Source organism: Streptomyces sp. G5(2025) (genome assembly GCF_049542075.1).
Classification (GTDB): Bacteria; Actinomycetota; Actinomycetes; order Streptomycetales; family Streptomycetaceae; genus Streptomyces.
On sequence record NZ_JBMUZT010000003.1, the window covers coordinates 62,402 to 89,155 of the forward strand.

Annotated in this window: 11 protein-coding genes; all 11 read left to right on the forward strand. The window is 70.7% G+C overall.

Translation table 11 applies throughout. The annotated features are described in order from the left end of the window. Nucleotides 1-7: 7 nt before the first annotated feature. The 11 genes from ACOBQB_RS09645 (at nt 8) to ACOBQB_RS09695 (ending at nt 26,668) form a co-directional block, all read left to right on the forward strand. Nucleotides 8-16,381: an amino acid adenylation domain-containing protein gene (locus tag ACOBQB_RS09645; protein WP_423590600.1), complete on the forward strand. Its 16,374-nt coding sequence runs from the start codon at nt 8-10 to the stop codon at nt 16,379-16,381. Between the two features lie 59 nt (nt 16,382-16,440). Continuing rightward, the gene (locus ACOBQB_RS09650; protein WP_423590601.1) at nt 16,441-17,118 is read left to right on the forward strand and encodes an FMN-binding negative transcriptional regulator; all 678 of its coding nucleotides are present in this window, start codon (nt 16,441-16,443) and stop codon (nt 17,116-17,118) included. Nucleotides 17,119-17,274: 156 nt separating this feature from the next. Then, on the forward strand, nt 17,275-18,585 hold the full coding sequence (locus ACOBQB_RS09655; protein WP_423590602.1) for a lysine N(6)-hydroxylase/L-ornithine N(5)-oxygenase family protein: 1,311 nt from the start codon (nt 17,275-17,277) through the stop codon (nt 18,583-18,585). A gap of 39 nt (nt 18,586-18,624) precedes the next feature. Further along, nucleotides 18,625-18,852, forward strand: a complete 228-nt coding sequence (locus tag ACOBQB_RS09660) for an MbtH family protein (protein ID WP_423590603.1) — start codon at nt 18,625-18,627, stop codon at nt 18,850-18,852. 162 nt (nt 18,853-19,014) lie between these two features. After that, nucleotides 19,015-19,842: a dimethylargininase gene (ddaH, locus tag ACOBQB_RS09665; protein ID WP_423590604.1), complete on the forward strand. Its 828-nt coding sequence runs from the start codon at nt 19,015-19,017 to the stop codon at nt 19,840-19,842. A gap of 336 nt (nt 19,843-20,178) precedes the next feature. Beyond that, nucleotides 20,179-21,429: a cytochrome P450 gene (locus ACOBQB_RS09670; protein WP_423590605.1), complete on the forward strand. Its 1,251-nt coding sequence runs from the start codon at nt 20,179-20,181 to the stop codon at nt 21,427-21,429. A 213-nt stretch (nt 21,430-21,642) separates the two neighbouring features. Beyond that, nucleotides 21,643-22,128 (forward strand): AAA family ATPase, encoded by a 486-nt coding sequence (locus tag ACOBQB_RS09675; RefSeq protein WP_423590606.1) that lies wholly within the window; start codon nt 21,643-21,645, stop codon nt 22,126-22,128. A gap of 157 nt (nt 22,129-22,285) precedes the next feature. After that, complete coding sequence (argC, locus tag ACOBQB_RS09680) at nt 22,286-23,314, forward strand: N-acetyl-gamma-glutamyl-phosphate reductase (protein ID WP_423590608.1); 1,029 nt, start codon at nt 22,286-22,288, stop codon at nt 23,312-23,314. Next, entirely contained in the window at nt 23,311-24,465 is a 1,155-nt protein-coding gene (gene argJ / locus ACOBQB_RS09685) for a bifunctional glutamate N-acetyltransferase/amino-acid acetyltransferase ArgJ (RefSeq protein ID WP_423590609.1), read from the forward strand. The genes argC and argJ overlap by 4 nt, the downstream gene beginning before the upstream one ends. A gap of 29 nt (nt 24,466-24,494) precedes the next feature. Next, a complete protein-coding gene (gene argB / locus ACOBQB_RS09690) occupies nt 24,495-25,421 on the forward strand; it encodes an acetylglutamate kinase (RefSeq protein WP_423590631.1) in 927 nt (308 codons plus the stop codon). Then, nucleotides 25,418-26,668, forward strand: a complete 1,251-nt coding sequence (locus ACOBQB_RS09695) for an acetylornithine transaminase (protein WP_423590611.1) — start codon at nt 25,418-25,420, stop codon at nt 26,666-26,668. Before argB ends, ACOBQB_RS09695 begins: the two co-directional genes overlap by 4 nt. Nucleotides 26,669-26,754 lie beyond the last annotated feature (86 nt).

The window sequence follows — 26,754 nt, forward strand, 5'->3', positions numbered from 1 at the left end:
ACCCAAAGTGATCCCCTTGTCCTATGCCCAGCGCCGCCTGTGGTTCCTCGACCGTTTCGAAGGGGCCTCGGCGACCTACAACGTGCCCCTGGCCCTGCACCTGACGGGCGAGCTGGACACGCACGCGCTCACGACGGCGGTCCGGGACGTGGTCGCCAGGCACGCGGTCCTGCGCACCGTCCTCTTCGAGGAGGCGGGAGTCCCCTACCAGCGGATCCTGCCCGCCGAGGAAGCAGTGGTCGACGTACCGGTCGTGCCGGTGTCACCGGACGAGGTGGACCACACCATCAAGGAGGCGATCTCCTACGCGTTCGACCTGTACGCGGAGATCCCGGTCCGGGCGTGCGTCCTGCGGCACGCCCCCGACGCACACGTGCTGGTCCTGCTCTTCCACCACATCGCGGCCGACGGGGAGTCGGCGGTACCGCTGCTGCGCGATTTGTCGGCGGCCTACACCGCCCGCCGCGCGGGCCACGAGCCCGGCTGGGAGGAACTGGAGGTCCAGTACGCGGACTACGCGCTGTGGCAGCGCGAGCTGCTCGGGGACGAGAAGGACCCCGAGTCCCTCCTGTACGGGCAGCTCGCCTACTGGCGCGAGCAGCTGGCCGGCATGGACCAGCCGCTGAACCTGCCGCTGGACCGCCCCCGGCCCGCGGTGGCCGGTCACGACGGCGGCCACGTGGAGTTCCACATCGAACCCGAGCTGCGGGCCGCCGTGGAGAAGCTGGCCCAGGAGCGCGGGCTGAGCGTCTCCATGGTGCTGCAGTCGGTGCTCGCCGTGCTGCTGCACCACCTGGGCGGCGGCGACGACATCCCGATCGGCTCCCCGATCGCCGGCCGGGTGGACGAGGACCTCGCCGACCTGATCGGGTTCTTCGTCAACACCTGGGTCCTGCGCGTCGAGCTGCCGGGCAACCCCACCTTCGAGGACGTCCTCGACCAGGTGAAGGACAAGGCCCTGGGCGCCTACGACAACCAGGACGCCCCCTTCGAGATGCTCGTCGACCAGCTCAGCCCGGAGCGGTCCACCGCCTACAACCCGCTGTTCCAGGTCTTCTTCGCCTGGCAGAACATCACCCGGGCCGACGTCGACCTGCCGGGCCTGACGACCCGGCTCGACTTCGAGCAGCTCGGCACGGAGACCGCCAAGTTCGACCTGGAGTTCAACGTCGCCCCCACCGAGCACGGCGGGGCCCGCGGCACCATCGAGTACGCCACCGACCTCTTCGACCGCGGCACGGCCGACTCCATCGGAGCCCGGTTTGTGCGCGTGCTCCGCGCCCTGATGGCCGACCCGTCGGTGCCGGTGGGACGCGTCGACCCGCTGGAGCCGGCCGAGCGCCACACCCTGGCCGAGATCAACGCCACCGACACCCCTGTCCCCGACACCACCATCCCGGAGCTGTTCGAGCGTCAGGCGGCGTCGAGTCCGGACGCGGTGGCGGTGGTGTGTGAGGGTGTGGAGCTGTCGTATGCGGTGTTGAACGCGCGGGCGAACCGTCTGGCGCGGGAGCTGGTGGCGCGTGGTGCCGGTGCGGGGTCGGTGGTGGCGTTGTCGCTGCCGCGGACGGCGGAGCTGGTGGTGGGGATGCTGGCGGTGCTCAAGTCGGGGGCGGCGTATCTGCCCATCGACCCGAAGTACCCCAGCCACCGCCTGGCCCACATCCTCACCGAGGCCAAGCCGCAGCTGATCCTCACCGACACCGGCACGGAGTCCGTGCTCCCGGTCACCGACACACCCAGGCTGCACCTGGACGACGTCGACCTGGAGAACGGCGAGAACGGCGACATCGGCCTCGGCGGCTCGCCGCGGCCCGACGACCTGGCGTACGTGATGTACACCTCGGGTTCCAGCGGCACCCCCAAGGGTGTGGCGGTCACCCACCGCAACGTCGTCAACGGCATCACGCATCTCGCCGGGCTGATCGAGGCCGGTCCGGGGCGTACGGCGCTGGCGGGCACCTCCGTCAACTTCGACGTCTCCGTCTTCGAGACCTTCACCAACCTCTGCCATGGCGGGACGATCGAGGTCGTCCGTGACGTCCTGGTCCTCGGTGAGCGGGAGGGCTGGCAGGGCAACGTCATCTCGACGGTCCCCTCCGCCTTCGCCGAACTCCTCGACCAGATCGTGGGGCGCACCACGGTCGACACGCTCGTCTTCGCCGGCGAGGCCCTGCCCGCCGCCCTGGTCACCCGGGTGCGCGAGGCCTTCCCCGGGGTGCGCGTCGTCAACGCCTACGGCCAGACCGAGTCGTTCTACGCCACCGCCTTCACCATCGCCGCCGACGACGCCTGGGACGGTTCAGGCAACGTCCCCATCGGCCGGCCGCTGGGCAACATGCGCGCCTACGTCCTCGGCCCCGGCCTGCGGCCCGTCGTCCCCGGTGTCGTGGGAGAGCTCTACATCGCGGGGAACGTGGCCCGCGGCTACCTCGGCCGCCCCGGCCTGACCGTCGAACGCTTCCTGCCCGACCCCTACGGTGAGCCCGGCGCGCGGATGTACCGCACCGGCGACCTGGCCCGCTGGAACGGCCAGGGCGAACTGGAGTACGTGGGACGCGGCGACGCCCAGGTCAAGGTCCGCGGGTTCCGCATCGAACCCGGCGAGGTCGAGGCGGCCCTGGTCGCCCACCCTGCCGTCGCCCAGGCCGCGGTCATCGCCCGCGAGGCGACCGGCACCGGAGCCAAGCAGCTGGTCGGCTACGTCGTCCCCGCGTTCACCAGCGACCACGACAGCCACGACTTCCGGTCCGGCATAGAAGCCGCCGAACTGCGCGCCCACGCCTCACAGCAGCTGCCCGACTTCATGGTGCCCTCCGCGTTCGTGGTGCTGGAGCGGCTGCCGCTGATGCCCAACGGCAAGCTGGACCACAGGGCGCTTCCGGAGCCGGAGTTCACCGGCGGCGCCTACCGGGCGCCGGGCACGGCGGCCGAGAAGGTCCTGGCGGGGGTCTACGCCGAGGTGCTGGGGCTGGACCGGGTGGGTGTCGACGACGACTTCTTCGCCGTCGGCGGCGACTCCATCCGCTCCATCCAGGTCGTCTCCCGCGCCCGCACCCAAGGGCTGGAGGTCAGCCCCCGGCAGATCTTCGAGTGCCGGAGTGTCGCCGCGCTCGCCGAGGTCGCCACGAGCGACGACGGAACGGGCCCGACGCTTCAGGAGTTCGAGGGTGGTGGTGTCGGTTCCGTGCCGTTGCTGCCGATCGTGCGTTACATGGCGGAGCTGGGGGGTGGTTATGACCGGTTCTCCATGTCGCTGGCGGTGGAGCTGCCGGTGGGGATCGATGCCGACGGTCTGGCGGCGACGCTGAACGCGGTCCTGGACCGGCATGACATTCTGCGCTCGCGTCTGGTGATGGACGACGGGGGTGTCATCGAGATCGGGCCGCGGGGCTCCCTCGACGCTGCCGCGTTGGTTCACCGGGTGGAGTGGGAGGGTGGCTGGGACGAGGCGTGGCAGGAGCGGGCGGCCGTCGAGCTGGATGCGGCGACGGGCCGGCTGGACACGGCCGGTGGTGTGATGGCGCAGTTCGTGTGGTTCGCGCCGGCGGACGCGTCGGTTGCCGGGCGGCTGCTGATCGCCCTGCACCACCTGGTGGTCGACGGGGTGTCCTGGCGCATCCTGCTGCCCGATCTCGCCGAGGCGTGGCGGCAGGTCCGCGAGGGCAAGGCCGCGGAGCTGGCGCCGGTGGGTACCTCCGTACGGCGCTGGACGCACGCCCTCATCGAGGAGGCCCACAGCCCCTCCCGCGTCGCCGAGATGGAGCTGTGGCGTTCCGTCCTGGACGGACCCGACCCTCTCCTCGGCTCCCGCCCGCTCGACCCGGCCATCGACACCCGTTCCGCCCTCGACTACGTACAGCTGCAACTGCCCACGGACGTCACCGAGGCGCTGCTGACGAGAATTCCGGCCGCCTTCCATGGTGGGGTGAACGACGGTCTGCTGGCGGCGCTGGCTCTGGCGGTCGCCCAGTGGCGGCGTGAGCGCGGGGTGGAGGAGTCCTCGACGCTGATCAAGCTGGAGGGGCACGGCCGTGAGCAGGAGGTCGTGCCGGGTGCGGATCTGTCGAGCACGGTGGGCTGGTTCACCAGCATGTTCCCGGTGCGGCTGGACACCGCCGGGTTCGAACTGGACGAGGCGTTCGCCGGCGGTCCGGCCGCCGGTGGTGTCGTCAAGGCGGTCAAGGAACAGCTTCTCGCCATCCCCGACAAGGGTCTTGGCTTCGGCCTGCTGCGCTACCTCAACGAGGAGACCGGCCCGGAACTGGCCGCGCACTCCATGGGACAGATCGGCTTCAACTACCTGGGCCGCTTCTCCGCCGCCGACATGCCCGAGAACCTCCGCGGCCTCGGCTTCACCCAGCTCTGCGAGATGTCGGCGCCCCTGGACGCCGACATGCCGGCGATGTCCGCGCTGGAACTCAACTCCATGGTCATCGACACCGAACTCGGCGCCCAGCTGGACGTCTCGGCCGGGTTCCCCGCCGGGCTCCTGGCCCACGAGGACGTCCGGGAACTCATCGACCTGTGGTTCGCCGCGCTGGACGCGCTGGCCCGGCACACCGCCGACCCGGCCGCCGGCGGGCTCACCCCCTCCGACCTGCCCCTGGTGAAGGTGAGCCAGCACGACATCGAAGCCTGGGAGAGCCGCTACCCGGGCGTCTCGGACGTCTGGCCGATGACCCCCCTGCAGGCCGGGCTCCTCTTCCACACCCTGCTCAACGACGACTCCTGGGACGCCTATCAGATGCAGATGGCGTTCCACATCGAGGGCGAGGTCGACCCCGCCCGGATGCGGGTCGCGGGCCAGGCCCTCCTGGACCGGCACGCCAACCTGCGCACCGCCTTCGTCCACGACACCGACGGCAACCAGGTCCAGGTCGTCGTCGACGGCGTCGAAGTGCCCTGGCAGGAGATCGACCTCAGCCACCTCGACGCGCGGGACCGCGCCGACGCCTTCGACCGGTTCCTGGCTAAGGACCACGGCCGCAGCTTCGACCCGGCCGCCCCGCCCATGCTGCGGCTGACCCTGGTCAAGACCGCGCCGGACGCCTCCGAACTGGTCCTGACCGCCAGCCACGTCCTGTTCGACGGCTGGTCCCTGCCGGTCCTCATGCAGGACATCCTCCGGCTGTACGGGTCGGCCGGCGACGCCTCCGTACTGCCCAGGGTCCGCGGCTTCAAGGACTTCCTGACCCACCTCGCACGGCAGGACGACGAAGAGACGGCCCGCGCCTGGGCCAAGGACCTCGCCGGCGTGGACGAACCGACCCTGCTGGTACCCGGCGGCGCCGCCCAGGAGGGCAGCTCCGGCATCGGACATGTCGAGCTCCCCCTGCCGCCGGCGGAGATCCGCGACCTGAACCGGCGCGCCTCCGAGCTCGGCGTCACCGTCAACACCCTCGTCCAGGGCGCCTGGGCGGTGCTGCTCGGCCAGCTCACCGGACGGCAGGACGTGGTGTTCGGAGCCACCGTCTCCGGACGGCCCCCGGCGGTCACGGGCGTCGACTCCATGGTCGGCATGTTCATCAACACCCTCCCCGTCCGCGTCGAGTACACCCCGGCCGACACACTCGCCGACGTACTGCGCGACCTGCAGAAGCGGCAGGCGGCCCTCCTCGACCACCACCACTACGGCCTCACCGAGATCCACCGGGCCACCGGCCTGGCGACCCTGTTCGACACCCTCGTCGTCTTCGAGTCCTACCCGGTCGACCGGGACGGGCTCAGCGACGCCAACTCGGCCGCCGGTATCGCCTTCACCGGCATCCGCCCGTCCACCGGCACCCACTACCCGCTGACCGTCATGGCGGACGCCGACCCCCACCTGCGGCTCACCCTCCAGTACCAGGAGCACGTCCTCGACCGCGAGACGGTCGACGTCATCGCGGCGCGCCTTATGCGGGTCCTGCGCCAGCTGATCACCGACCCGGCCCTGCCGGTCGGCCGCGTCGACATCCTGGAGCCCGCCGAGCGCGTCCGCCTCCTGGAGCGGTACAACGACACCGACGCGCCGGCGCCCTCGCTCACCCTCCCCGCTCTCTTCGAGGCACAGGCCGCCCAGAGCCCGGACGCGGTGGCGGTGGTCTGCGCGGACACCGAGCTGACGTACGCACAGGTCAACGCGCGGGCGAACCGCCTGGCGCGGGAGCTGACCGGCCGGGGCGTGGGCCCCGAAGCGGTCGTGGCGCTGTCCCTGCCTCGCTCGGCGGAGCTCGTCATCGGACTCCTCGCGGTCCTCAAGTCCGGCGCCGCCTACCTGCCCATCGACCCGAAGTACCCCAGCCACCGGCTCGCGTTCATCCTCACCGAGGCCGCCCCCCAGCTGATCCTCACCGACCACGACACCGCCGGCGTAGTGCCCGCCGACGGCACCCCGGTGCTCCACCTCGACGACGTCGACTTCGACGCCGTCGACTTCGACGCCGCCGCCGGCGTGGGCAACCTCTCCGACGCCGACCGCCGGATACCGCTGCGGCCCCAGCACCTGGCCTACGTGATGTACACCTCGGGCTCCACCGGCACTCCCAAGGGCGTCGCCATCACCCACCACAACGTCGTCAACGGCGTCACACAGCTGGCCGGACACATCGACGCCGGACCCGGCCGCAGGGCACTGGCCGGCACCTCCGTCAACTTCGACGTCTCCGCCTTCGAGATCTTCACCACCCTGTGCACCGGCGGCAGCGTCGAAGTGGTCCGCGACGTGCTGGTTCTGGGTGAGCGGGAGGGCTGGCAGGGCAACGTCATCTCGACGGTCCCCTCCGCCTTCGCCGAACTCCTCGACCAGATCGCCGACCGCACGCAGGTCGACGTCCTGGTCTTCGCCGGCGAGGCACTCCCCGCCGACCTCGTCAACCGCGCCCGCGAGGCGTTCCCCGGCGCGCGGATCATCAACGCCTACGGCCAGACCGAGTCGTTCTACGCCACCGCCTTCACCGCCTCCGGCACCCCGCGGGCCCTCGGCGCCGTCCCGATCGGCGCGCCGCTGGGCAACATGCGCGCCTACGTCCTGAACCCCGGTCTCCAGCCGGTGCCCGCGGGCGTCACCGGCGAGCTCTACATCGGCGGGAACGTCGGCCGCGGCTACCTCGGCCGCCCCGGCCCGACCGCCGAGCGGTTCGTCGCCGACCCCTACGGCGAGCCCGGCTCACGGATGTACCGCACGGGCGACCTGGCCCGCTGGAACACCGAGGGCCAACTGGAGTACGTGGGACGCGGCGACGCCCAGGTCAAGGTCCGCGGCTTCCGCGTGGAGCCCGGCGAGGTCGAGGCCGCCGTCGTGGCGCACCCCGGCGTCGCCCAGGCCGTGGTCACCGCCAGCGCAGCGGCCGCCGCCGACACCGGCAAGCGGCTCGTCGCGTACGTCGTGCCCACCGAGCCCGGCGGCGTCACCGCCGAAGAGCTGCGCGAGGCGGTGGCCGCGGGCCTGCCGGACTTCATGGTCCCCTCCGCGTTCATGCTGCTGGAGCGGCTCCCGCTGATGCCCAACGGCAAGCTCGACCGGGCCGCGCTGCCCGAGCCCGAGTTCACCGCCGGCGCCTACCGGGCACCGCGCACCGCGGCCGAACAGAGCCTGGCGGAACTGTTCGCCGAAGTCCTCGGCCTGGACCGGGTCGGCATCGACGACAACTTCTTCACCCTCGGCGGCCACTCGCTCCTCGCGACCCGCCTGATCAGCCGGGTCCGTACCGTCCTCGGCGCGGAACTGCCCATCAAGACGGTCTTCGCCGCGCCGACCGTCGCCGAACTCACCGCACACCTGTCGGCGGGCGTCGAGGTCCGTCCGGCGCTCAAGCGGCTCACCTCGCGGCCCGAGCGGCTTCCGCTGTCGTTCGCGCAACGCCGCCTGTGGTTCATCGACAAGTTCGAGGGGCCCTCGGCGACGTACAACATCCCGCTCAACCTGAAGCTCACCGGCGACCTGGACACCACCGCCCTGGCGGCCGCCCTGGGCGACGTCGTGGCCCGGCACGAGAGCCTGCGCACCGTCTTCGCGGAGGACGCCGAGGGCATCCCCTGCCAGCGGATCGTGCCGACGGCCGAAGCCGTCCTCGACGTGCCGGTCATCGACGTCACCGCCGAGGAGCTGGACACGGCGATCGCCGAGACCGCCGAGTACACGTTCGCACTGGACCGCGAGATCCCGGTGCGGGCCCGCATCCTGCGCACCGGCGCACAGGAGCACATCCTGTCGCTGGTGATCCACCACATCGCCGGCGACGGCGAGTCGATGGCGCCGCTGATCCGCGAGGTGTCGGCCGCCTACGGCGCCCGCCGCGAAGGCCGCACCCCGCACCTGCCCGAACTGCCCGTCCAGTACGCCGACTACGCCGTCTGGCAGCGCGAGCTGCTCGGGGAGAACTCCGACCCGCGGAGCGTCCTCGCCGGGCAGTGCGCCTACTGGCGGGATGAACTGGCCGGCATCCCCGAGCCGCTTCAGCTGCCCGCCGACCGGCCGCGTCCGCCGAAGGCGAGCCACCGCGGCGACATGACCGAGTTCACCGTGGAGCCCGAACTGTTCGCCGCGGTGCAGGAGCTGGCCCGCGAGCGCGATGTGACCGTCTCGATGGTGATGCAGTCGGTGCTCGCCGTACTGCTGCACCAGGTGGGCGCCGGGGACGACATCCCGATCGGCTCCCCGATCGCCGGCCGCACCGACGACGCCCTGGACGACCTGATCGGGTTCTTCGTCAACACCTGGGTGCTGCGGGCCGAGCTCGCCGGTAACCCGACGTTCGACGAGCTGATCGCCCAGGTGAAGGAGAAGGCCCTGGGCGCCTACGGCAACCAGGACGCCCCCTTCGAGCGGCTGGTGGAACTCCTCAACCCCGACCGGTCCACCGCCTACCACCCCCTGTTCCAGGTGATGTTCGCCTGGCAGAACTTCGCCCAGGCCGACTTCGACCTGCCCGGCCTGCGCGTGGACTTCGTCCCCGTCGTCACCGGCACCGCCAAGTTCGACCTGTTCTTCAACCTCACCGAGGTCACCACACCCGCCGGACGCGAGGCCCAGGGCCTCATCGAGTACGCGACCGACCTCTTCGACCGCTCGACGGCAGAGGTCCTGGCGACCCGGTTCCTGCGGGTCCTGCGCGGCCTCGTCACCCACCCCGGGGCCCCCGTCGGCCTGGTGGACGCCCTCGACCCCGCCGAGCGCGAACTGGTCGTGCGCGGCCACAACAAGACCCTCATGCCGGTGCCGGTACACACCCTGCCCGTGCTGTTCGAGCGTCAGGCGGCGTCGAGTCCGGACGCGGTGGCGGTGGTGTGTGAGGGTGTGGAGCTGTCGTACGCGGTGTTGAACGCGCGGGCGAACCGTCTGGCGCGGGAGCTGGTGGCGCGTGGTGCCGGTGCGGGGTCGGTGGTGGCGTTGTCGCTGCCGCGGACGGCGGAGCTGGTGGTGGGGATGCTGGCGGTGCTCAAGTCGGGGGCGGCGTATCTGCCCATCGACCCGAAGTACCCCAGCCACCGCCTGGCCCACATCCTCGCCGAAGCGGCACCCCACCTGGTGCTGACCGACGCCGACACCCTGTCCGTGCTGCCCGGGACCGACATCCCGGCCCTCTTGGTCGGTGACGTCGACCTGGCCTCCGCCCTCGACGGCGGCGAAGGGTGCGCGAACCTGTCGAACCGGGACCGCACCGCGGCCCTGCGCCCCGACGACCTGGCGTACGTGATGTACACCTCGGGTTCCAGCGGCACCCCCAAGGGTGTGGCGGTCACCCACCGCAACGTCGTCAACGGCATCACGCATCTCGCCGGGCTGATCGAGGCCGGTCCGGGGCGTACGGCGCTGGCGGGCACCTCCGTCAACTTCGACGTCTCCGTCTTCGAGACCTTCACCAACCTCTGCCATGGCGGGACGATCGAGGTCGTCCGTGACGTCCTGGTCCTCGGTGAGCGGGAGGGCTGGCAGGGGCACATCGTCTCCACGGTCCCCTCCGCCTTCGCCGAACTCCTCGACCAGATCGCCGACAGCCCCGCCATGGACACGGTGGTCTTCGCCGGCGAGGCCCTGCCGGCCTCCCTCATCACCCGCATCCGGCAGGCGCGGCCGGACATCCGGATCATCAACGCCTACGGCCAGACCGAGTCGTTCTACGCCACCACCTTCGCCGTCCACGGCGACACCGCGTGGGAGACGGGCGCCAGCGCACCGATCGGCCGCCCGCTGGGCAACATGCGCACCTACGTCCTCGGCCCGGCCCTCCAGCCGGCCCCCGTCGGCGTGGTGGGCGAGCTGTACGTGGGCGGGAACGTCGGCCGCGGCTACCTCGGCCGCCCCGCCCTGACCGCCGAACGGTTCGTCGCCGACCCCTACGGTGAGCCCGGCTCACGGATGTACCGCACGGGCGACCTGGCCCGCTGGAACGACCAGGGCGAACTGGAGTACGTCGGCCGTGCCGACACCCAGGTCAAGGTCCGCGGCTTCCGCATCGAACCCGGCGAGGTCGAGTCCGCGATGGTCGCGCACCCCGGCGTCGCGCAGGCCGCGGTCGTCGTCAGGGCCGGAACCGGCGGCGCCAAGCAGCTGGTCGGCTACGTCGTCCCGGCCGGCGCGGACCGGCCGGAGAGTGCCGAGAGCGTCGGCGAGACGGACTACGACCTGACCGCCGGAGTGTCCTCGCGGGACCTGCGTGCCTTCGTCGGCCAGCGCCTGCCCGAGTTCATGGTGCCCTCCGCGTTCGTGGTGCTGGAGCGGCTGCCGCTGATGCCCAACGGCAAGCTGGACCACAGGGCGCTTCCGGAGCCGGAGTTCACCGGCGGCGCCTACCGGGCGCCGGGCACGGCGGCCGAGAAGGTCCTGGCGGGGGTCTATGCCGAGGTGCTGGGGCTGGACCGGGTGGGTGTCGACGACGACTTCTTCGCCGTCGGCGGCGACTCCATCCGCTCCATCCAGGTCGTCACCCGGGCCCGCACCCAGGGCCTGGAGGTCAGCCCCCGGCAGATCTTCGAACAGCGCACCGTCGCCGAGCTGGCCCTCGTGGCCCTCGACACCGGCACCACGGTCGTCCTTCAGGAGTTCGAGGGTGGTGGTGTCGGTTCCGTGCCGTTGCTGCCGATCGTGCGTTACATGGCGGAGCTGGGGGGTGGTTATGACCGGTTCTCCATGTCGCTGGCGGTGGAGCTGCCGGTGGGGATCGATGCCGACGGTCTGGCGGCGACGCTGAACGCGGTCCTGGACCGGCATGACATTCTGCGCTCGCGTCTGGTGACGGACGACGGGGGTGTCATCGAGATCGGGCCGCGGGGCTCCCTCGACGCTGCCGCGTTGGTTCACCGGGTGGAGTGGGAGGGTGGCTGGGACGAGGCGTGGCAGGAGCGGGCGGCCGTCGAGCTGGATGCGGCGACGGGCCGGCTGGACACGGCCGGTGGTGTGATGGCGCAGTTCGTGTGGTTCGCGCCGGCGGACGCGTCGGTTGCCGGGCGGCTGCTGATCGCCCTGCACCACCTGGTGGTCGACGGGGTGTCCTGGCGCATCCTGCTGCCCGATCTCGCCGAGGCGTGGCGGCAGGTCCGCGAGGGCAAGGCTGCGGAGCTGGCGCCGGTGGGTACCTCCGTACGGCGCTGGACGCACGCCCTCATCGAGGAGGCCCACAGCCCCTCCCGCGTCGCCGAGATGGAGCTGTGGCGTTCCGTCCTGGACGGACCCGACCCTCTCCTCGGCTCCCGCCCGCTCGACCCCGCGGTGGACCTGCTCTCCACCCAGGAGCAGTTCACCGTACGGCTTCCCGTCGCCGTCACCGAGGCGCTGCTGACCAAGGTTCCGGCCGCCTTCCATGGTGGGGTGAACGACGGTCTGCTGGCGGCGCTGGCTCTGGCGGTCGCCCAGTGGCGGCGTGAGCGTGGGGTGGAGGAGTCCTCGACGCTGATCAAGCTGGAGGGGCACGGCCGTGAGCAGGAGGTCGTGCCGGGTGCGGATCTGTCGAGCACGGTGGGCTGGTTCACCAGCATGTTCCCGGTGCGGCTGGACACCGCCGGGTTCGAGCTGGACGAGGCGTTCGCCGGCGGTCCGGCCGCCGGTGGTGTCGTCAAGGCGGTCAAGGAGCAGCTCCTGGCCATCCCCGACAAGGGGCTCGGCTTCGGTCTGCTGCGCTACCTCAACGAGGAGACCGGCCCGGAACTGGCCGCGCACTCCATGGGACAGATCGGCTTCAACTACCTGGGCCGCTTCTCCGCCGCCGACATGCCCGAAGACCTCCGCGGCCTCGGCTTCACCCAGCTGGCCGACCTCGACCTGGCCGCCGAACTGGACGCCGACATGCCCGCCATGTCGACGGTCGAGATCAACTCCGCGGTCATCGACACCGAACTGGGCGCCCAGCTCGACGCCGTGGTCGGCTTCCCCAAGGGCCTGTTCACCCGCAGTGAGGTCCAGGAACTCGCCGACCTGTGGTGCGCCGCGCTGGAGGCGGTGGCCCGGCACGCCACCGACCCCGCCGCCGGCGGACTCACCCCCTCCGACCTGCCCCTGGTGAAGGTGAGCCAGCACGACATCGAGACCTGGGAGCACCACTACCCGGGCCTGGCCGACGTCTGGCCGCTCACCGCACTTCAGCAAGGACTGCTCTTCCAGTCCCTGCTGAACGACGACGACGCCATCGACGCCTACCAGATGCAGATCGCCTTCCACATCGGCGGCACCGTCGACCCCGCCCGGATGCGGGCGGCGGGCCAGGCCCTCCTGGACCGCTACGCCAACCTGCGCACCGCCTTCGTCCACGACACCGACGGCAACCAGGTCCAGGTCGTCGTCGACGGCGTCGAAGTGCCCTGGCAGGAGATCGACCTCAGCCACCTGCCCGAGGACGAGCGCACGGCCGCCTTCGAGCGGTTCCTGACCGAGGACCACCACCGCCACTTCGACCCGGCCCGGCCGCCCCTGCTCCGCTTCGCGCTGCTCACCACGGGCCCCGACACGTCCGAGCTGGTCCTGACCGCCCACCACGTCCTGTTCGACGGCTGGTCCTTCCCGATCATCATGACCGACCTGCTGCGCCTGTACGGATCGAGCGGTGACGGCACCGTCCTGCCCAGGACCCGCGGCTACCGCGACTTCCTCCTCTGGCTCTCCCGGCAGGACCACGACGAGACCGCGAAGGCCTGGGCACGCGAACTCGAAGGCGTCGACGAGCCCACCCTTCTCGCCCCCGTCACCACCCGTCCCGGCGACGACGTGGACGACTCGGCCGCCGGCCAGGTCGACGTGATCCTGCCCATGGACGAGGCCCGCCTGCTGAACCGGCGCGCCTCCGAGCTCGGCATCACCGTCAACACCCTTCTCCAGGGAGCGTGGGCCGTCCTCGTCGGCGCCTTGACCGGACGCCAGGACGTGCTGTTCGGCGCGACCGTCTCCGGAAGGCCGCCGACGGTCACCGACGTCGACTCCATGGTCGGCCTCTTCATCAACACCCTGCCCGTCCGCGCCGGTTACGGCCCCGGGGACACCTTCGCCGGCATGCTGCGGAACCTGCAGAAGCGGCAGGCCGCCCTCCTGGACCACCACCACTACGGGCTGGCGGAGATCCACCGCACCACCGGACTGAGCACCCTGTTCGACACGCTCGTGGTCTTCGAGTCCTACCCCGTGGACCAAGAAGGCCTCACCGACGCGAACACCGCGGGCGGCATCTCGTTCACCGGCATCCGCCCCTTCTCCGGCACCCACTACCCGCTGACCCTGATGGCCGACGCCGACCCCTACCTGCGGCTCGCCCTGCAGTACAAGGAGAGCGTCTTCGACCGCGAGACGGTGGAGTCCCTGGCCGGCAGTCTCCAGCGCATCCTGCGGCAGCTCGCGGAGGACCCCGGCCGGCACATCGGGCAGGTGGAGGTGCTCGAAGCCGCCGAACGCGACCGGCTGCTCCACCAGTTCAACCACGTCGACACCCCCACCCCCCAGGTGACGATCCCCGAACTGTTCGCCCAGCAGGTGGCGGCCACCCCGGACGCCGAGGCCGTCGTCTGCGACGGCGTCTCGCTCACCTACCAAGAGCTCGACACCCGGGCGGACCGCCTCGCCCACGTGCTCACCGCGCAAGGAGTGGGACCCGAGACGGTGGTGGCGGTGGCGCTGCCCCGCTCGACCGACCTCGTCGCCGGCCTCCTCGCCGTCCTCAAGGCAGGCGGCGCCTACCTTCCCATCGACCCGAAGTACCCCAGCCACCGGCTCGCGTTCATCCTCACCGAGGCCGCCCCCCAGCTGATCCTCACCGACACGGCCACCGTGCCCGTCCTGCCCGACACCGACCTTCCGCTGCTGCGCCTGGACCACCTGGACCTGACCACGGAACAGTCACCCGGCAGCGACGGCGCGGCACGGGCGGCGACCCTGCGGCCGCAGCAACTGGCGTACGTGATGTACACCTCGGGCTCCACCGGCACCCCCAAGGGCGTCGCCATCACCCACAGCAACGTCGTCAACGGCGTCCTGCGCCTGGCCACCCGCATCGGGGCCGCACCGGGCCGCCGGATGCTGGCGGGCACCTCGGTGAACTTCGACGTCTCCGCCTTCGAGATCTTCACCACCCTGTGCACCGGCGGCGTCGTCGAAGTCGTCCGTGACGTGCTCGCCCTGAGCGAGCGCGACGGCTGGGACGGCAACGTCATCAGCACCGTCCCCTCGGTCTTCGCCGAACTCGTCGACCAGCTCGCCGACCGGACCCACGTCGACACCCTGGTGTTCGCGGGCGAGGCACTGCCCGCCGGTCTCGTCCAGCAGATCCGCGAGACCTTCCCCGGCGTGAAGATGGTCAACGCCTACGGACAGAGCGAATCCTTCTACGCCACCACCTTCACCGTTCCGGACGTGGCGGAGTGGGACGGCTCCGGCAGCGCCCCGATCGGCTCCCCGCTGGGTCACGTACGCGCCTACGTCCTGGGCCCCGGCCTCGCACCGGTGAAGGTCGGAGTGGTCGGCGAGCTGTACATCGCCGGTGACGTCGGGCGCGGCTACCGCGGCCGGGCCGACCTGACCGCCGAGCGGTTCGTCGCGGGCCCCTTCGGACCCGCCGGCGAGCGGATGTACCGCACCGGCGACCTGGCCCGCTGGAACGACCAGGGCCAACTGGAGTACGTGGGACGCGGCGACGCCCAGGTCAAGATCCGCGGGTTCCGCATCGAACCCGGCGAGGTCGAGGCCGCCCTCGTCGCCCATCCCGGCGTCGCCCAGGCCGCCGTCATCGCCTGGGCGGGACGACGCGGTACCGGAAAGCAGCTCGTGGGATACGTCGTGGGCGCCGGACCCCGGTGCCCCGACGCCGACGCACTGCGGGAGTACGCCACGGAGAAACTGCCGGCCTTCATGGTCCCCGCGGCCTTCATGGTCCTCGACCGGCTGCCGCTGACCCCCAACGGCAAGCTCGACCGGGCCGCCCTGCCCGCCCCGGAGTTCGCGGGGCAGGAGTACCGGGCGCCCCGCACACCGACCGAGGAGACACTGGCGGAGCTGTTCGCCGACATCCTGGGCCTGGACCGGGTCGGCATCGACGACGACTTCTTCGCCCTGGGCGGGCATTCGCTCCTCGCCACCCGGCTCAACAGCCGTATCCGCACCCGGCTGGACGCGGCATTGCCGATGCGAGCGGTGTTCCAGTCACCCACGGTCGCGGAACTCGCGGCCTGCCTGGAAACGAGTGACGAGGCGACGGAGAACGCCGACCCCTTCGCCCGCGTACTCCCCATCAAGACCGGCGGCGACAAGGAACCCCTGTGGTTCATCCACCTGGCAGGCGGCCTGGCATGGCCCTACCTGAATTTCACCAGCAGGCTGCCCGCGGACCGTCCTTCCTACGGAATTCAGGCAAGCGGACTCGATGGTGAAACACCGCTTCCCGACCGCCTGGAAACACTGGTGGACGACTACATCGAGCAGATATTCTCTTACCAGAAGGAAGGCCCTTACCACCTGATCGGCTGGTCCTTCGGCGGAGCGGTCGCCCACGCGATGGCCGCCGAATTGCAGAGCCGCGGCCACGAAGTGGCACTGCTCGGGCTTCTGGATTCCGCCCCCAGCGGCCATTTCGCCGACAACGCGGACCTCGAACTCGCGCAAGTGCGCGGCCTGCTCAGGGACCACATCGGAGACCTCGCCGACTCGGACGAGGAGCGCCTGCTCGAAATCGCCTCCGCCGTCGTCGTCAACAACGTCGACATGCTGAAGCGGTTCGAGCAGCCCGAGTACGACGGCGACGCCCTGTTCTTCAACGCCACGCGGAATCCCGAGGCGCCGTACATGGACCAGTGGAAGTCACACCTCACCGGCACGCTGACAGTCCACGACATCCCCGGCACCCACTACGAGATCTGCACGCCGGAACACGCGCCGGCCGTCACCGCGGCCATCGCCGAAGCGCTCGACGCGCCAGACGCCCTCTGAGGCGCACCCCCGGCCGCGCGGCACCACCGACGACCTCGCATCGAAGGATGTGCTTCCAAATGTTCGTTCCCGCCCCCTACCGACAGCCGTCCGCCTCCTGGATGGTGGACATCCTGCGCGGCAACCCGTTGGCGCTGATGACCTCCAACGGCCCGCCAGAAGCAGGCCCCTACGCCACGCACCTGCCGGTCATCCAGGACCCGGCGATGACCGGGGAGTGGTCGGCCGATCTCTGCGGCGCCCGGCTGCTGGGCCACATGAACAGGGCCAACCCGCACTGGAAGGCCATGGAGGACGGCACCCGGGTCCTGCTGACCTTCACGGGCCCCCACGCCTACGTGTCGCCGACGGTGTATCAGATCACCCCGGCCGCACCGACCTGGGACTTCACTGCCGTCCATGTGCACGGCGTGCTCCGCAAGATCGAGCACGACCAGGCCGGCGAGGAGACGCTGGAGATCGTCAGGGCCACGGTGCGCACCTTCGAGGCCGACTTCGGCAACGCCTGGGACATGTCCGACTCCCAGGACTACTTCCGCAAGATCCTTCCGGCGGTGGGCGGCTTCAGGATCGAGGTGTCCGGCGCGGAAGGCATGTTCAAGCTCAGCCAGGAACAGGACCCGCACATCCGCGAACGCGTCCGCGACAACTTCGCGCACCGGGACTCCGACGCGCATCGCTCGGCCGCCCGGCTGATGGGCAGACTGCCGGCCCCCGGCTGCCCTCTCGCGGCCTGAGAAAAAAGCGGTTCACGGAATGCGATATCGCGGACAGCGTGCCTCGGTATTCCTCGGTATTCCTCGGGTATTTCTCAGTATTTCTCGATACAGCGATTGACCGGCCCGTAATTCATGCAGTAGCTTTCAGAAACCATCACCGGCGGGAGAATTGATATGGGAAGCAAGGAAGAAGTCTACGAGGTCGTCGGAATCGGCTTCGGCCCGTCCAACCTCTCACTGGCCGTAGCCCTTGAGGAGCACGAGAGCAAGGAAAGCGGCCAGCCGCTGTCGGCAGCCTTCTTCGAGCGCCAGCCGACCCTCGGATGGCACCGCAACATGCTGCTCCCGTCGGCGAAAATGCAGATCTCCTTCCTGAAGGACCTGGCCACCTTCCGCAACCCCGCCTCGCGCTTCAGCTTCATCTCCTACCTGCACGCGGCAGGCAGGCTGGCCCAGTTCGTCAACAACCAGGAGTTCTTCCCCACCCGCCAGGAATTCCACGACTACCTGGAATGGGCCGAGTCGAGCTTCGCGGACCGGGTCACCTACAGCTCCGAGGTGCTGTCCATCAAGCTCCCCCGCGCCGACGGGCCGGCCGACCACGTGGAGGTCGAGATGCGGGACACCGGCTCCCGCGGCGCCACCCGCCTGGTCAAGGCCCGCAACATCGTCGTGTCCACGGGTCTTGTCCCCAAGATGCCGTCGGGTGTCGCCAGGGACGAGCGGATATGGCACAGCTCGGAATTCCTCGAAAAATTCCGGAAGCTGGACCAGAGCGGGGTGAAAAGGGTCGCCGTCGTCGGCGCCGGCCAGAGCGCCGCCGAGATCGTGCGGTTCGTCTACGACGCGCTCCCGGACGCGACGGTCTGCGCGATCATGCCGTCCTACGGCTACTCCATCGCGGACGACACCCCCTTCGCCAACCGCATCTTCGACGCCGACGCCGTGGACGACTACTACCACGGCACCCAGCGGTCGAAGGACTCCTTCTGGCGCTACCACAAGAACACCAACTACGGGGTGGTCGACGACGAGGTGATCAGGGACCTGCACCAGCGCCAGTACGACGACGAGGTCCGCGGGACCCCCCGGCTGGAGTTCCTCAACCTCTCCCGCGTCGACACCGTGAAGCAGACCGGCGACGACGTCCGCCTCACGATGCACTCGGTGCGCAACGACGAGACCTACCAGCTCGACGTCGACGTACTGATCTGCGCCACCGGCTACGACTCGATGGAGCCGACCGAACTGCTGGGCGAGCTGGAAGGCCACTGCCTGCGCGACCAGGAGGGCCGCTTCCGCGTCGAGCGGGACTACCGGCTGGCGACCACCGCGGACGTGTCCTGCGGTGTCTACCTCCAGGGCGGTACCGAGCACACCCACGGACTGGCGTCCTCGCTCCTGTCGAACATCGCCATCAGGAGCGGCGAGATCGCCGACTCGATCGCCGAGAGGAGGAGCACCCGGCAGTACAGCGCGGCATGAAGACATGCCGCGGAGTTCTCAGAGGATTTGGAGTTGCCCATGACCACCAACCCGTTCGACGACAGCGACGGCCGGTTCTACGTCCTGGTGAACGACGAGGAGCAGTACTCGCTCTGGCCCACGTTCACCGATGTGCCCGCCGGCTGGCGAGTCGCGTACGGAGAGGAAGGCCGCCAGGAGTGCCTGGGATACATAGACCAGCACTGGACCGACATGCGGCCCAAGAGTCTGCGTGAGGCGATGGACCGGGACACCGTCCGCGTCTGAGCGCAGAGCCGAGGAAGCCAAGGATAGGGGGACGGCGAGCGTGGGCCCGTCCCGGCCGACGACGCCCGTAACGGGCCCGGCTCGACCCTCCCGATCCCGGTGTGTGCCACCGCGCGTGCGCACCCCTACGCCAGTACTTGATCACCCCACCCCGGAGATGACATGACTTCCGTATCGGTGCAGGACCGCAAGGCCACCCGACGTCACTACCTGATGTGCCGCCCCGCCCACTTCGACGTCAGCTACGCCATCAACCCCTGGATGGACCCGGCCAAGCCCGTCGACAACGAACTGGCTCTCATGCAGTGGGAGCTGCTCTACGCCCTCTACCGTTCCCTGGGCCACCGGGTGGATCTGGTCAACCCCGAGCCCGGCCTGCCCGACATGGTCTTCTCGGCGAACGGCGCCACCGTCGTGGACGGCAGGGTGCTGGGCGCCAAGTTCCTCAACGCGGAACGCTCCGCCGAGGCCCCCGCGCACCGGGCCTGGTTCCGCGCGAACGGCTTCACCGAGATATACGAACCCCGCTACGTCAACGAGGGCGAGGGGGACTTCGCCGTCACCGACAGCTGGATCCTGGCCGGACGCGGCTTCAGATGCACCCCCGAAGGACACCGGGAGGCGCAGGAGTTCTTCGGCCGCCCCGTGATCAGCCTCGAACTGGTCGACCCCCGCTTCTACCACCTGGACACCGCGCTGTGCGTCCTTGACGGAGACGAGGTCATGTACTACCCGGAGGCGTTCACGCTCGGCAGCCGCGAGGTGCTCGCCCGGCTCTTCCCCGACGCCCTGCTCGTCGGCCGGCAGGACGCGGACGTCCTTGGCCTCAACGCCGTCAGCGACGGCCTGAACGTCATCCTCCCCGAGGCCGCCCAGAAACTGGCCGGACAGCTGAGGGCCCGCGGTTTCCGCACCCACGGCACCGACCTCTCCGAACTCCTCAAAGGCGGCGGCAGCGTCAAATGCTGCACCCAGGAGCTGCGTTTCTGAAGACGAAACGACAGACGCGGGACGCGACGCCACCCGCACGCCGCTCCCGCACGTGCGCGCCCTCCCCCTCACCCCGGGGTGGGCGCGCACCGGCATGTCCGGCCTCCCCAGCGGTGTTCAACTGTCCAAAATCCCGCTGCTGTACACCCGCCGGAAAGCGAACGTGCCTGGTCAGAGCCGCCCCTTCGGTATCGGAGTACGAGCGGCGGCACTTGTGGGGACCCCTCGCCCGCACCACTGTGGCGCCGGGGGACGCCCTCCCGGCCCAAAGACCCACGCCCTTTTTCCGATCCTCGTACGACCACACCGACGCGGCCGCGTCCGAAGGGGAGCACCATGACCATCACGTCGCCCGAGACCGAGACCCACGCGCTGACCTCGGAACTCGTCAGCGATCCCGTACGCGGCTACATGGAACTGCGGCGCCGGGCCCCGCTCGTCCGCGTGACCCTGCCCGACATCGAGACGCCGGTCTGGCTCATCACCGGCCAGCAGGACGCCAAGGCCGTACTGAGCGATACGCGGTTCGTCAGGGACCAGGGCAAGGTGCCGGGCCTGGCCGAGGACGGGCCGAGCATCGCCGAGCAGATGATCGAGGCGTACGGTCTGCCCGCGGAGTACCGCGACTACCTGGGCATCATGGTGCTGGCCGACGGCCCGGAGCACACCCGGCTGCGCAACCTGGTCACCAAGTCGTTCACGGCCCGGCGCATCAACGCCCTGCGCCCCCGCCTTGAGCGGATCACGAAGGAACTCCTCGCGCCCCTCGCCGCCCGCGGCCAGGCCGAACTCCTGGAGGACGTCGGCTATCCGCTCGCCTCGACGGTCATCTGCGCGCTCATCGGGATCGACGAATCCGATGTGCCCCAGATGCGGACGTGGATCCGCGAGTACGCCTCCGGCGACATCGACCTGGTCATACCGGCCCTGCGGAACATGGTCGAGCACTCCAAGGACCTCATCGCCCGGCGCACCGCCCGGCCCGCCGACGACCTCGTCTCCGGCTGGATCACCTCCGGCAAAAACGACCCCGAGGGCCTGACCGAGACGGAGATGGTCGCCCTGATCCTCCTCCTGATCAACACCGGCATCACCCCGCCCGCGCTGTTCATCGCCAGCTCCGTCCTCGCCCTCCTCGACCACCCCGAGCAGCTCGCCCACCTCCGCGCCGAGCCGGAACTCCTCGCCAGCGCCGTACCGGAGCTGCTGCGCTTCACCTCACCGGTGCCCATGGGCGCCCCCCTGTACGCGACGCAGGACCTGGAGTTCGCCGGGATGCCGGTCAAGAAGGGGGAGGCGGTGACGAGCGCCCTGCTCGCCGCGAACTTCGACCCCGACGCCTACCAGGCGCCCGAGAGCCTGGACATCACCCGTGACCTGGGGCGCGGCGTGGGCCATGTGGCGTTCGGGCACAGCGCCCACTACTGCATCGGGGCGGCGCTCGCCCGGCTGGAGGCGGAGGTCGTACTGGACCAGCTGCTCATCCGGCACCCGCACCTCACGCTCGGCGTCGCCCGGGAGGAGCTGGAGTACTTCGACCTCCCGGGCGAGGGGCGCCACCTGCGCGGACTGCCGGTGGCCTTCTGAACCAACCGGCCGAAAGGAGCGAAAGGCGCGAAAGGCGCCCGGACGGGGAAACCCCCTGTCAGGGCGCCTTCTCGCCGTTCCCCGGCAGCGCCGGGCAGAAGTTGGCCACTGCAGCTTTCGGGGGGCGTTGCGGTAGAACCTGTGCTGACGCCTCGCCGGCATGTGCCGTCGCCCCGGCCGGGTCGCCGCCCCGCCATCCGTATTGGAGACGCCGTGACCGACACCGTTTTCCCCTCCCCGGTCCTCATCGTGCTGCTGGGCGCGTCCGGCAGCGGCAAGAGCACGACGGCCGCCTCCTGGCCGCCCGAGAGCGTCCTGGAACTGGACACCTTCCTTGAGCTCATCGCCGACGAGGTGCCGGCGCCGGAGGCGACCGAGGAGGCCGTCCACGCGCTGGGGAGCGTGGTGGAGAGGCGGCTGGCGCGTCGCCTGACGACGGTCGTGGACGCCGACCACACCGAGGCGGCGGTGCGCTCCAGGCTGCTCACCCTCGCCGAGCGGTACGACGTCCCCGCGGTCGCACTGGTCATGACCACGCCGCTGCAACTGTGCCTGGACCGCAACGCCCGGCGCCCCGCGCATCTGCGGCTGCCGAAGGACGTCGTGCGCGCGCAGCACGCCCGGGCCCTCGACGCCACCCCCACTCTGCGCGCCGAGGGGTTCGACCACATCGAGGCTCTCTTCGGCGGCAAACGGTGACCTGCCGGCCGCACGGAAAAGCGCACGCCAGCAGCATCGAACAGGATGTCGACCGGCGCTCCCCGCACCGCCGAACTTGTCATGTACATGGCCGAGATGGTTGTGGGTGCCTCCCGCCTGATGGAGATTCATGCCGTCGCTGATCAGGAGGGGAAACATGGCCGTGCGGATAGCAGTGGCGGGGGCGAGCGGTTACGCGGGCGGAGAAGCCCTGCGGCTGCTGCTGGGACACCCCGAGGCACAGATCGGCGCCCTGACCGGGAACGCGAACGCGGGGCAGCCGCTGGGCACGCTCCAGCCGCACCTGACCCCGCTGGCGGACCGGGTCCTTGAGCCCACCACCACCGAGGTGCTCAGCGGCCATGACGTCGTCCTCCTCGCCCTGCCGCACGGGCAGTCGGCCACCGTCGCCGAGCAGTTGGGCGACGACGTCCTGGTGGTCGACATGGGAGCCGACTTCCGCCTCGCGGACGCCACGGACTGGGAACGCTTCTACGGCTCCCCGCACGCCGGGACCTGGCCCTACGGCCTGCCCGAACTGCCCGGCCACCGCACCGCGCTGAAAGGCAGCCCACGTATCGCCGTGCCCGGCTGCTACCCGACCGCCGTCTCGCTGGCCCTCTTCCCCGCCTACGCCGCCGGCCTCGCCGGGACCGAGGCCGTGATCACCGCCGCCTCCGGGGCCTCCGGCGCGGGCAGGGCACCCAAGGCGCACCTGCTCGCCGGCGAGGTGATGGGCTCCATGAGCCCGTACGGCGTCGGCGGCGGCCACCGCCACACCCCCGAGATGATCCAGAACCTCAGCGCGGTCGCCGGGGAGCGGGTCACCGTCTCCTTCACCCCGACCCTCGCCCCGATGGCCCGCGGCATCCTCGCCACCTGCAGCGCCACCGCCAGGCCGGGCGTCACCGCCGCCGACGTGCGCACCGCGTACGAGAAGGCGTACGCGGCAGAGCCCTTCGTCCGTCTGCTGCCCGAGGGGCAGTGGCCGGCCACCGCGTCCGTGCACGGCTCCAACGCCGCCCACATCCAGGTCGCCTACGACGAGATGACCCACCGCGTCATCGCGATCAGCGCCATCGACAACCTGGTCAAGGGCACCGCGGGCGGCGCGATCCAGAGCATGAACATCGCGCTCGGGTTCCCCGAGGCGACCGGACTTTCCACGATCGGAGTCGCACCGTGAGTGTCACGGCAGCAAAGGGATTCACGGCGGCCGGGACAGCCGCCGGCATCAAGACCAACGGCGACCCGGACCTGGCCCTCGTGGTCAACACCGGACCGCGCCGCGCCGCCGCGGGCGTCTTCACCTCCAACCGCGTCAAGGCCGCCCCCGTCAAGTGGTCCCAGCAGATCCTCAAGGGCGGCCGCGTCACCGCCGTCGTCCTCAACTCCGGGGGCGCCAACGCCTGCACCGGCCCGCAGGGTTTCCAGGACACCTGCACCACGGTGACGACGGCCTCACGCGCCCTGGGAGGAGTCCCCACCCACGAGATCGCGGTCGCCTCCACCGGACTGATCGGCGTCCACCTGCCCATGGACAAGCTGCTGCCGGGCGTCGAGCGGGCCGCGCGGGAACTGACCGCGCACGGCGGCGAGAAGGCCGCCATAGCGATCAAGACCACGGACACGGTGCACAAGACCAGCGTCTACGAGGCAGCCGGCTGGACCGTCGGCGGCATGGCCAAGGGCGCGGGCATGCTCGCCCCGGGCCTGGCCACCATGCTCGTCGTCCTCACCACCGACGCCGACGTCGACGCCCCGCGCCTCGACGCCGCCCTGCGCGAGGCCACCCGCCTCACCTTCGACCGCGTCGACTCCGACGGCTGCATGTCGACCAACGACACGGTGCTGCTGCTCGCCTCCGGAGCTTCGGGGACCACCCCGGACGACGAGGAGTTCACCGCCGCCGTCCGTACCGTCTGCGACGACCTGGCCCGCCAGCTCATCGGCGACGCCGAGGGAGCCAGCAAGGACATCCGGATCGAGGTCGTGAACGCCGACAGCGAGGCCGACGCCGTGGAGGTCGGCCGGACCATCGCCCGCAACAACCTCCTCAAGTGCGCCCTCCACGGCGAGGACCCCAACTGGGGCCGCGTCCTGTCCGCCATCGGCACGACGCGGGCCGTCTTCGACCCCGGCCGGATCGACGTCGCCATCAACGGCGTCTGGGTGTGCCGGGACGGCTCCATCGGCGAGGACCGCGCCAAGGTCGACATGCGCGGCCGCGAGGTCCGGATCACCGCCGACCTCGCCGCCGGCACCGCCTCGGCCGTCATCTGGGCCAACGACCTCACCGCCGAGTACGTCCACGAGAACAGCGAGTACTCCTCATGACCGTGCTGACCTCCCTCACCCCCACCGGAATGGCCGCTGCCCGCAAGCACACCGCCCTTCCCAAGGCCGACGCCCTGGTCGAGGCGCTGCCGTGGCTCGCACGCCACCGCGGCAAGACCGTCGTCATCAAGTTCGGCGGCAACGCCATGGTCGACGACCAGCTCAAGGCCGCCTTCGCCGAGGACATCCTCTTCCTCCACCACGCCGGCCTCAGACCCGTCGTCGTCCACGGCGGTGGCCCGCAGATCAACAAGCAGCTGGACAGACTCGGACTCGCGTCCCACTTCACCGCGGGACTGCGGGTCACCACGGACGAAACCATGGACGTGGTGCGGATGGTGCTGGCCGGTCAGGTCCAGCGGGAACTCGTCGGGCTGCTCAACCGGCACGGGCCGCACGCCGTCGGCATGACGGGTGAGGACGCCCGCCTGATGACCGCCGACCGGGCCTACGCCGAGATCGACGGCGAACGCGTGGACATCGGCCGCGTCGGCGAGATCACCGGCATCGACGCCGGAGTCGTCCGCGCCCTCCTGGATGACGGCCGCATCCCCGTCGTCTCCTCGATCGCCCGCAGCACCGATGACGCCGACGCCGCCGAGGGCGGCGTCTACAACGTCAACGCCGACACCGCCGCCGCCGCCCTGGCCGCCGCGCTCGACGCCGAGGTGCTGATGATCCTCACCGATGTCGAGGGCCTCTACCGCGACTGGCCGCACAGCGACGAGGTCATCTCCCGCCTCACCGGCCAGGAACTGAAGGCCCTGCTCCCCCAGCTGGCCAGCGGCATGATCCCCAAGATGCGCGGCTGCCTGCACGCCGTCAGCAACGGCGTCCGCAGCGCCCGGGTGATCGACGGCCGCGTACGGCACTCGGTCCTGCTGGAGATCTTCACCGACGAGGGCATCGGCACGATGGTCGTACCCGACGAGCCGGCCGACGGCGCGGCCGCGTGAACGCCTCCTCCGGCAACGCCCCCTTCGGCAACGCCCCCTTCGGCAACGCCTCCTCCGGCAACGCCGAACTCACCCGCCGCTGGCAGGGCGCCATGATGGACAACTTCGGCACCCCGCGGCTCGCGCTCGTCCGCGGCGAAGGCACCCGGGTGTGGGACGCCGACGGCCGGGAGTACCTCGATCTGCTCGGCGGCATCGCCGTCAACTCCCTGGGCCACGCCCACCCCGCCGTGACGCAGGCCGTGGCGCACCAGGTCTCCGAGCTCGGCCACGTCTCCAACTTCTTCATCTGCGAACCGACCGTGGCACTGGCCGAGCGCCTCCTGTCCCTGACCGGCCGCACCGGCCGGGTCTACTTCGCCAACTCCGGCGCCGAGGCCAACGAGGCCGCGTTCAAGATCGGCCGGCTCACCGGCCGCACGCACATGGTCGCCGCCCAAGGAGGCTTCCACGGCCGCACCATGGGCGCCCTCTCCCTGACCGGACAGCCCGCCAAGCGCGACCCCTTCCAGCCCCTGCCCGGCGACGTCACCTTCGTCCCCTACGGAGACACCGAGGCACTGCGCGCCGCGGTCAGAGACGACACCGCGCTCGTCATCCTCGAACCCATCCAGGGCGAGGCCGGCGTACTCGTGCCGCCGCCCGGCTATCTCACCGCGGCGCGCGAGATCACGGCCGCGACCGGCACCCTGCTGGTCCTCGACGAGATCCAGACGGGCATCGGGCGCACCGGCCACTGGTTCGCGGCCCAGAGCCAGGGCGTCGAGGCCGACGTCGTCACCCTCGCCAAGGGCCTGGGCGGCGGTCTGCCCATCGGAGCCACTCTCGCCTTCGGCAAGGCGGCCGCTCTCCTCGCGCCGGGCACCCACGGCTCCACCTTCAGCGGCAACCCGGTGGTGTGCGCCGCCGCGCTCGCCGTGCTGGCCACCCTCGCCGAGGGCCGGCTGCTCGACCAGGTGCGGCGGACGGGTGAGCGCCTGCGGCGCGGGATCGAGGACCTGAACCACCCCCTCATCAAAGAGGTACGAGGGGCGGGTCTCCTCCTGGGCGTGGTGCTGAGCGAGGACGTCGCACCGCGGGTCCAGCAGGCGGCCCAGGAAGCGGGACTGCTCGTGAACGCCGCCGCCGCGGACGTGATCCGGCTCGCTCCGCCGCTGATCCTCTCCGACCGCGACGTGGACCTGTTCCTGCTCCGGCTGCCCGCCGTCCTCAGGGCCGCGGGTGCCGGGCACGCGGTTGCCCCGTGACTCCATTGCAACAAGTGAGACCGAAAAGGGGCTAGAAAAAACCGCGAAGTTGGTTTGATAATTTGCGGGTAGCCCCTCCCTGTCGG

Coding starts and splice junctions, on each gene's coding strand:
- ACOBQB_RS09660 (WP_423590603.1), top strand. CDS start 18,625: ATGACCACCAACCCGTTCGACGACAGCGACGGCCGGTTCTACGTCCTG.
- ACOBQB_RS09655 (WP_423590602.1), top strand. CDS start 17,275: ATGGGAAGCAAGGAAGAAGTCTACGAGGTCGTCGGAATCGGCTTCGGC.
- ACOBQB_RS09650 (WP_423590601.1), top strand. CDS start 16,441: ATGTTCGTTCCCGCCCCCTACCGACAGCCGTCCGCCTCCTGGATGGTG.
- argB (WP_423590631.1), top strand. CDS start 24,495: ATGGCCGCTGCCCGCAAGCACACCGCCCTTCCCAAGGCCGACGCCCTG.
- ddaH (WP_423590604.1), top strand. CDS start 19,015: ATGACTTCCGTATCGGTGCAGGACCGCAAGGCCACCCGACGTCACTAC.
- ACOBQB_RS09670 (WP_423590605.1), top strand. CDS start 20,179: ATGACCATCACGTCGCCCGAGACCGAGACCCACGCGCTGACCTCGGAA.
- argC (WP_423590608.1), top strand. CDS start 22,286: ATGGCCGTGCGGATAGCAGTGGCGGGGGCGAGCGGTTACGCGGGCGGA.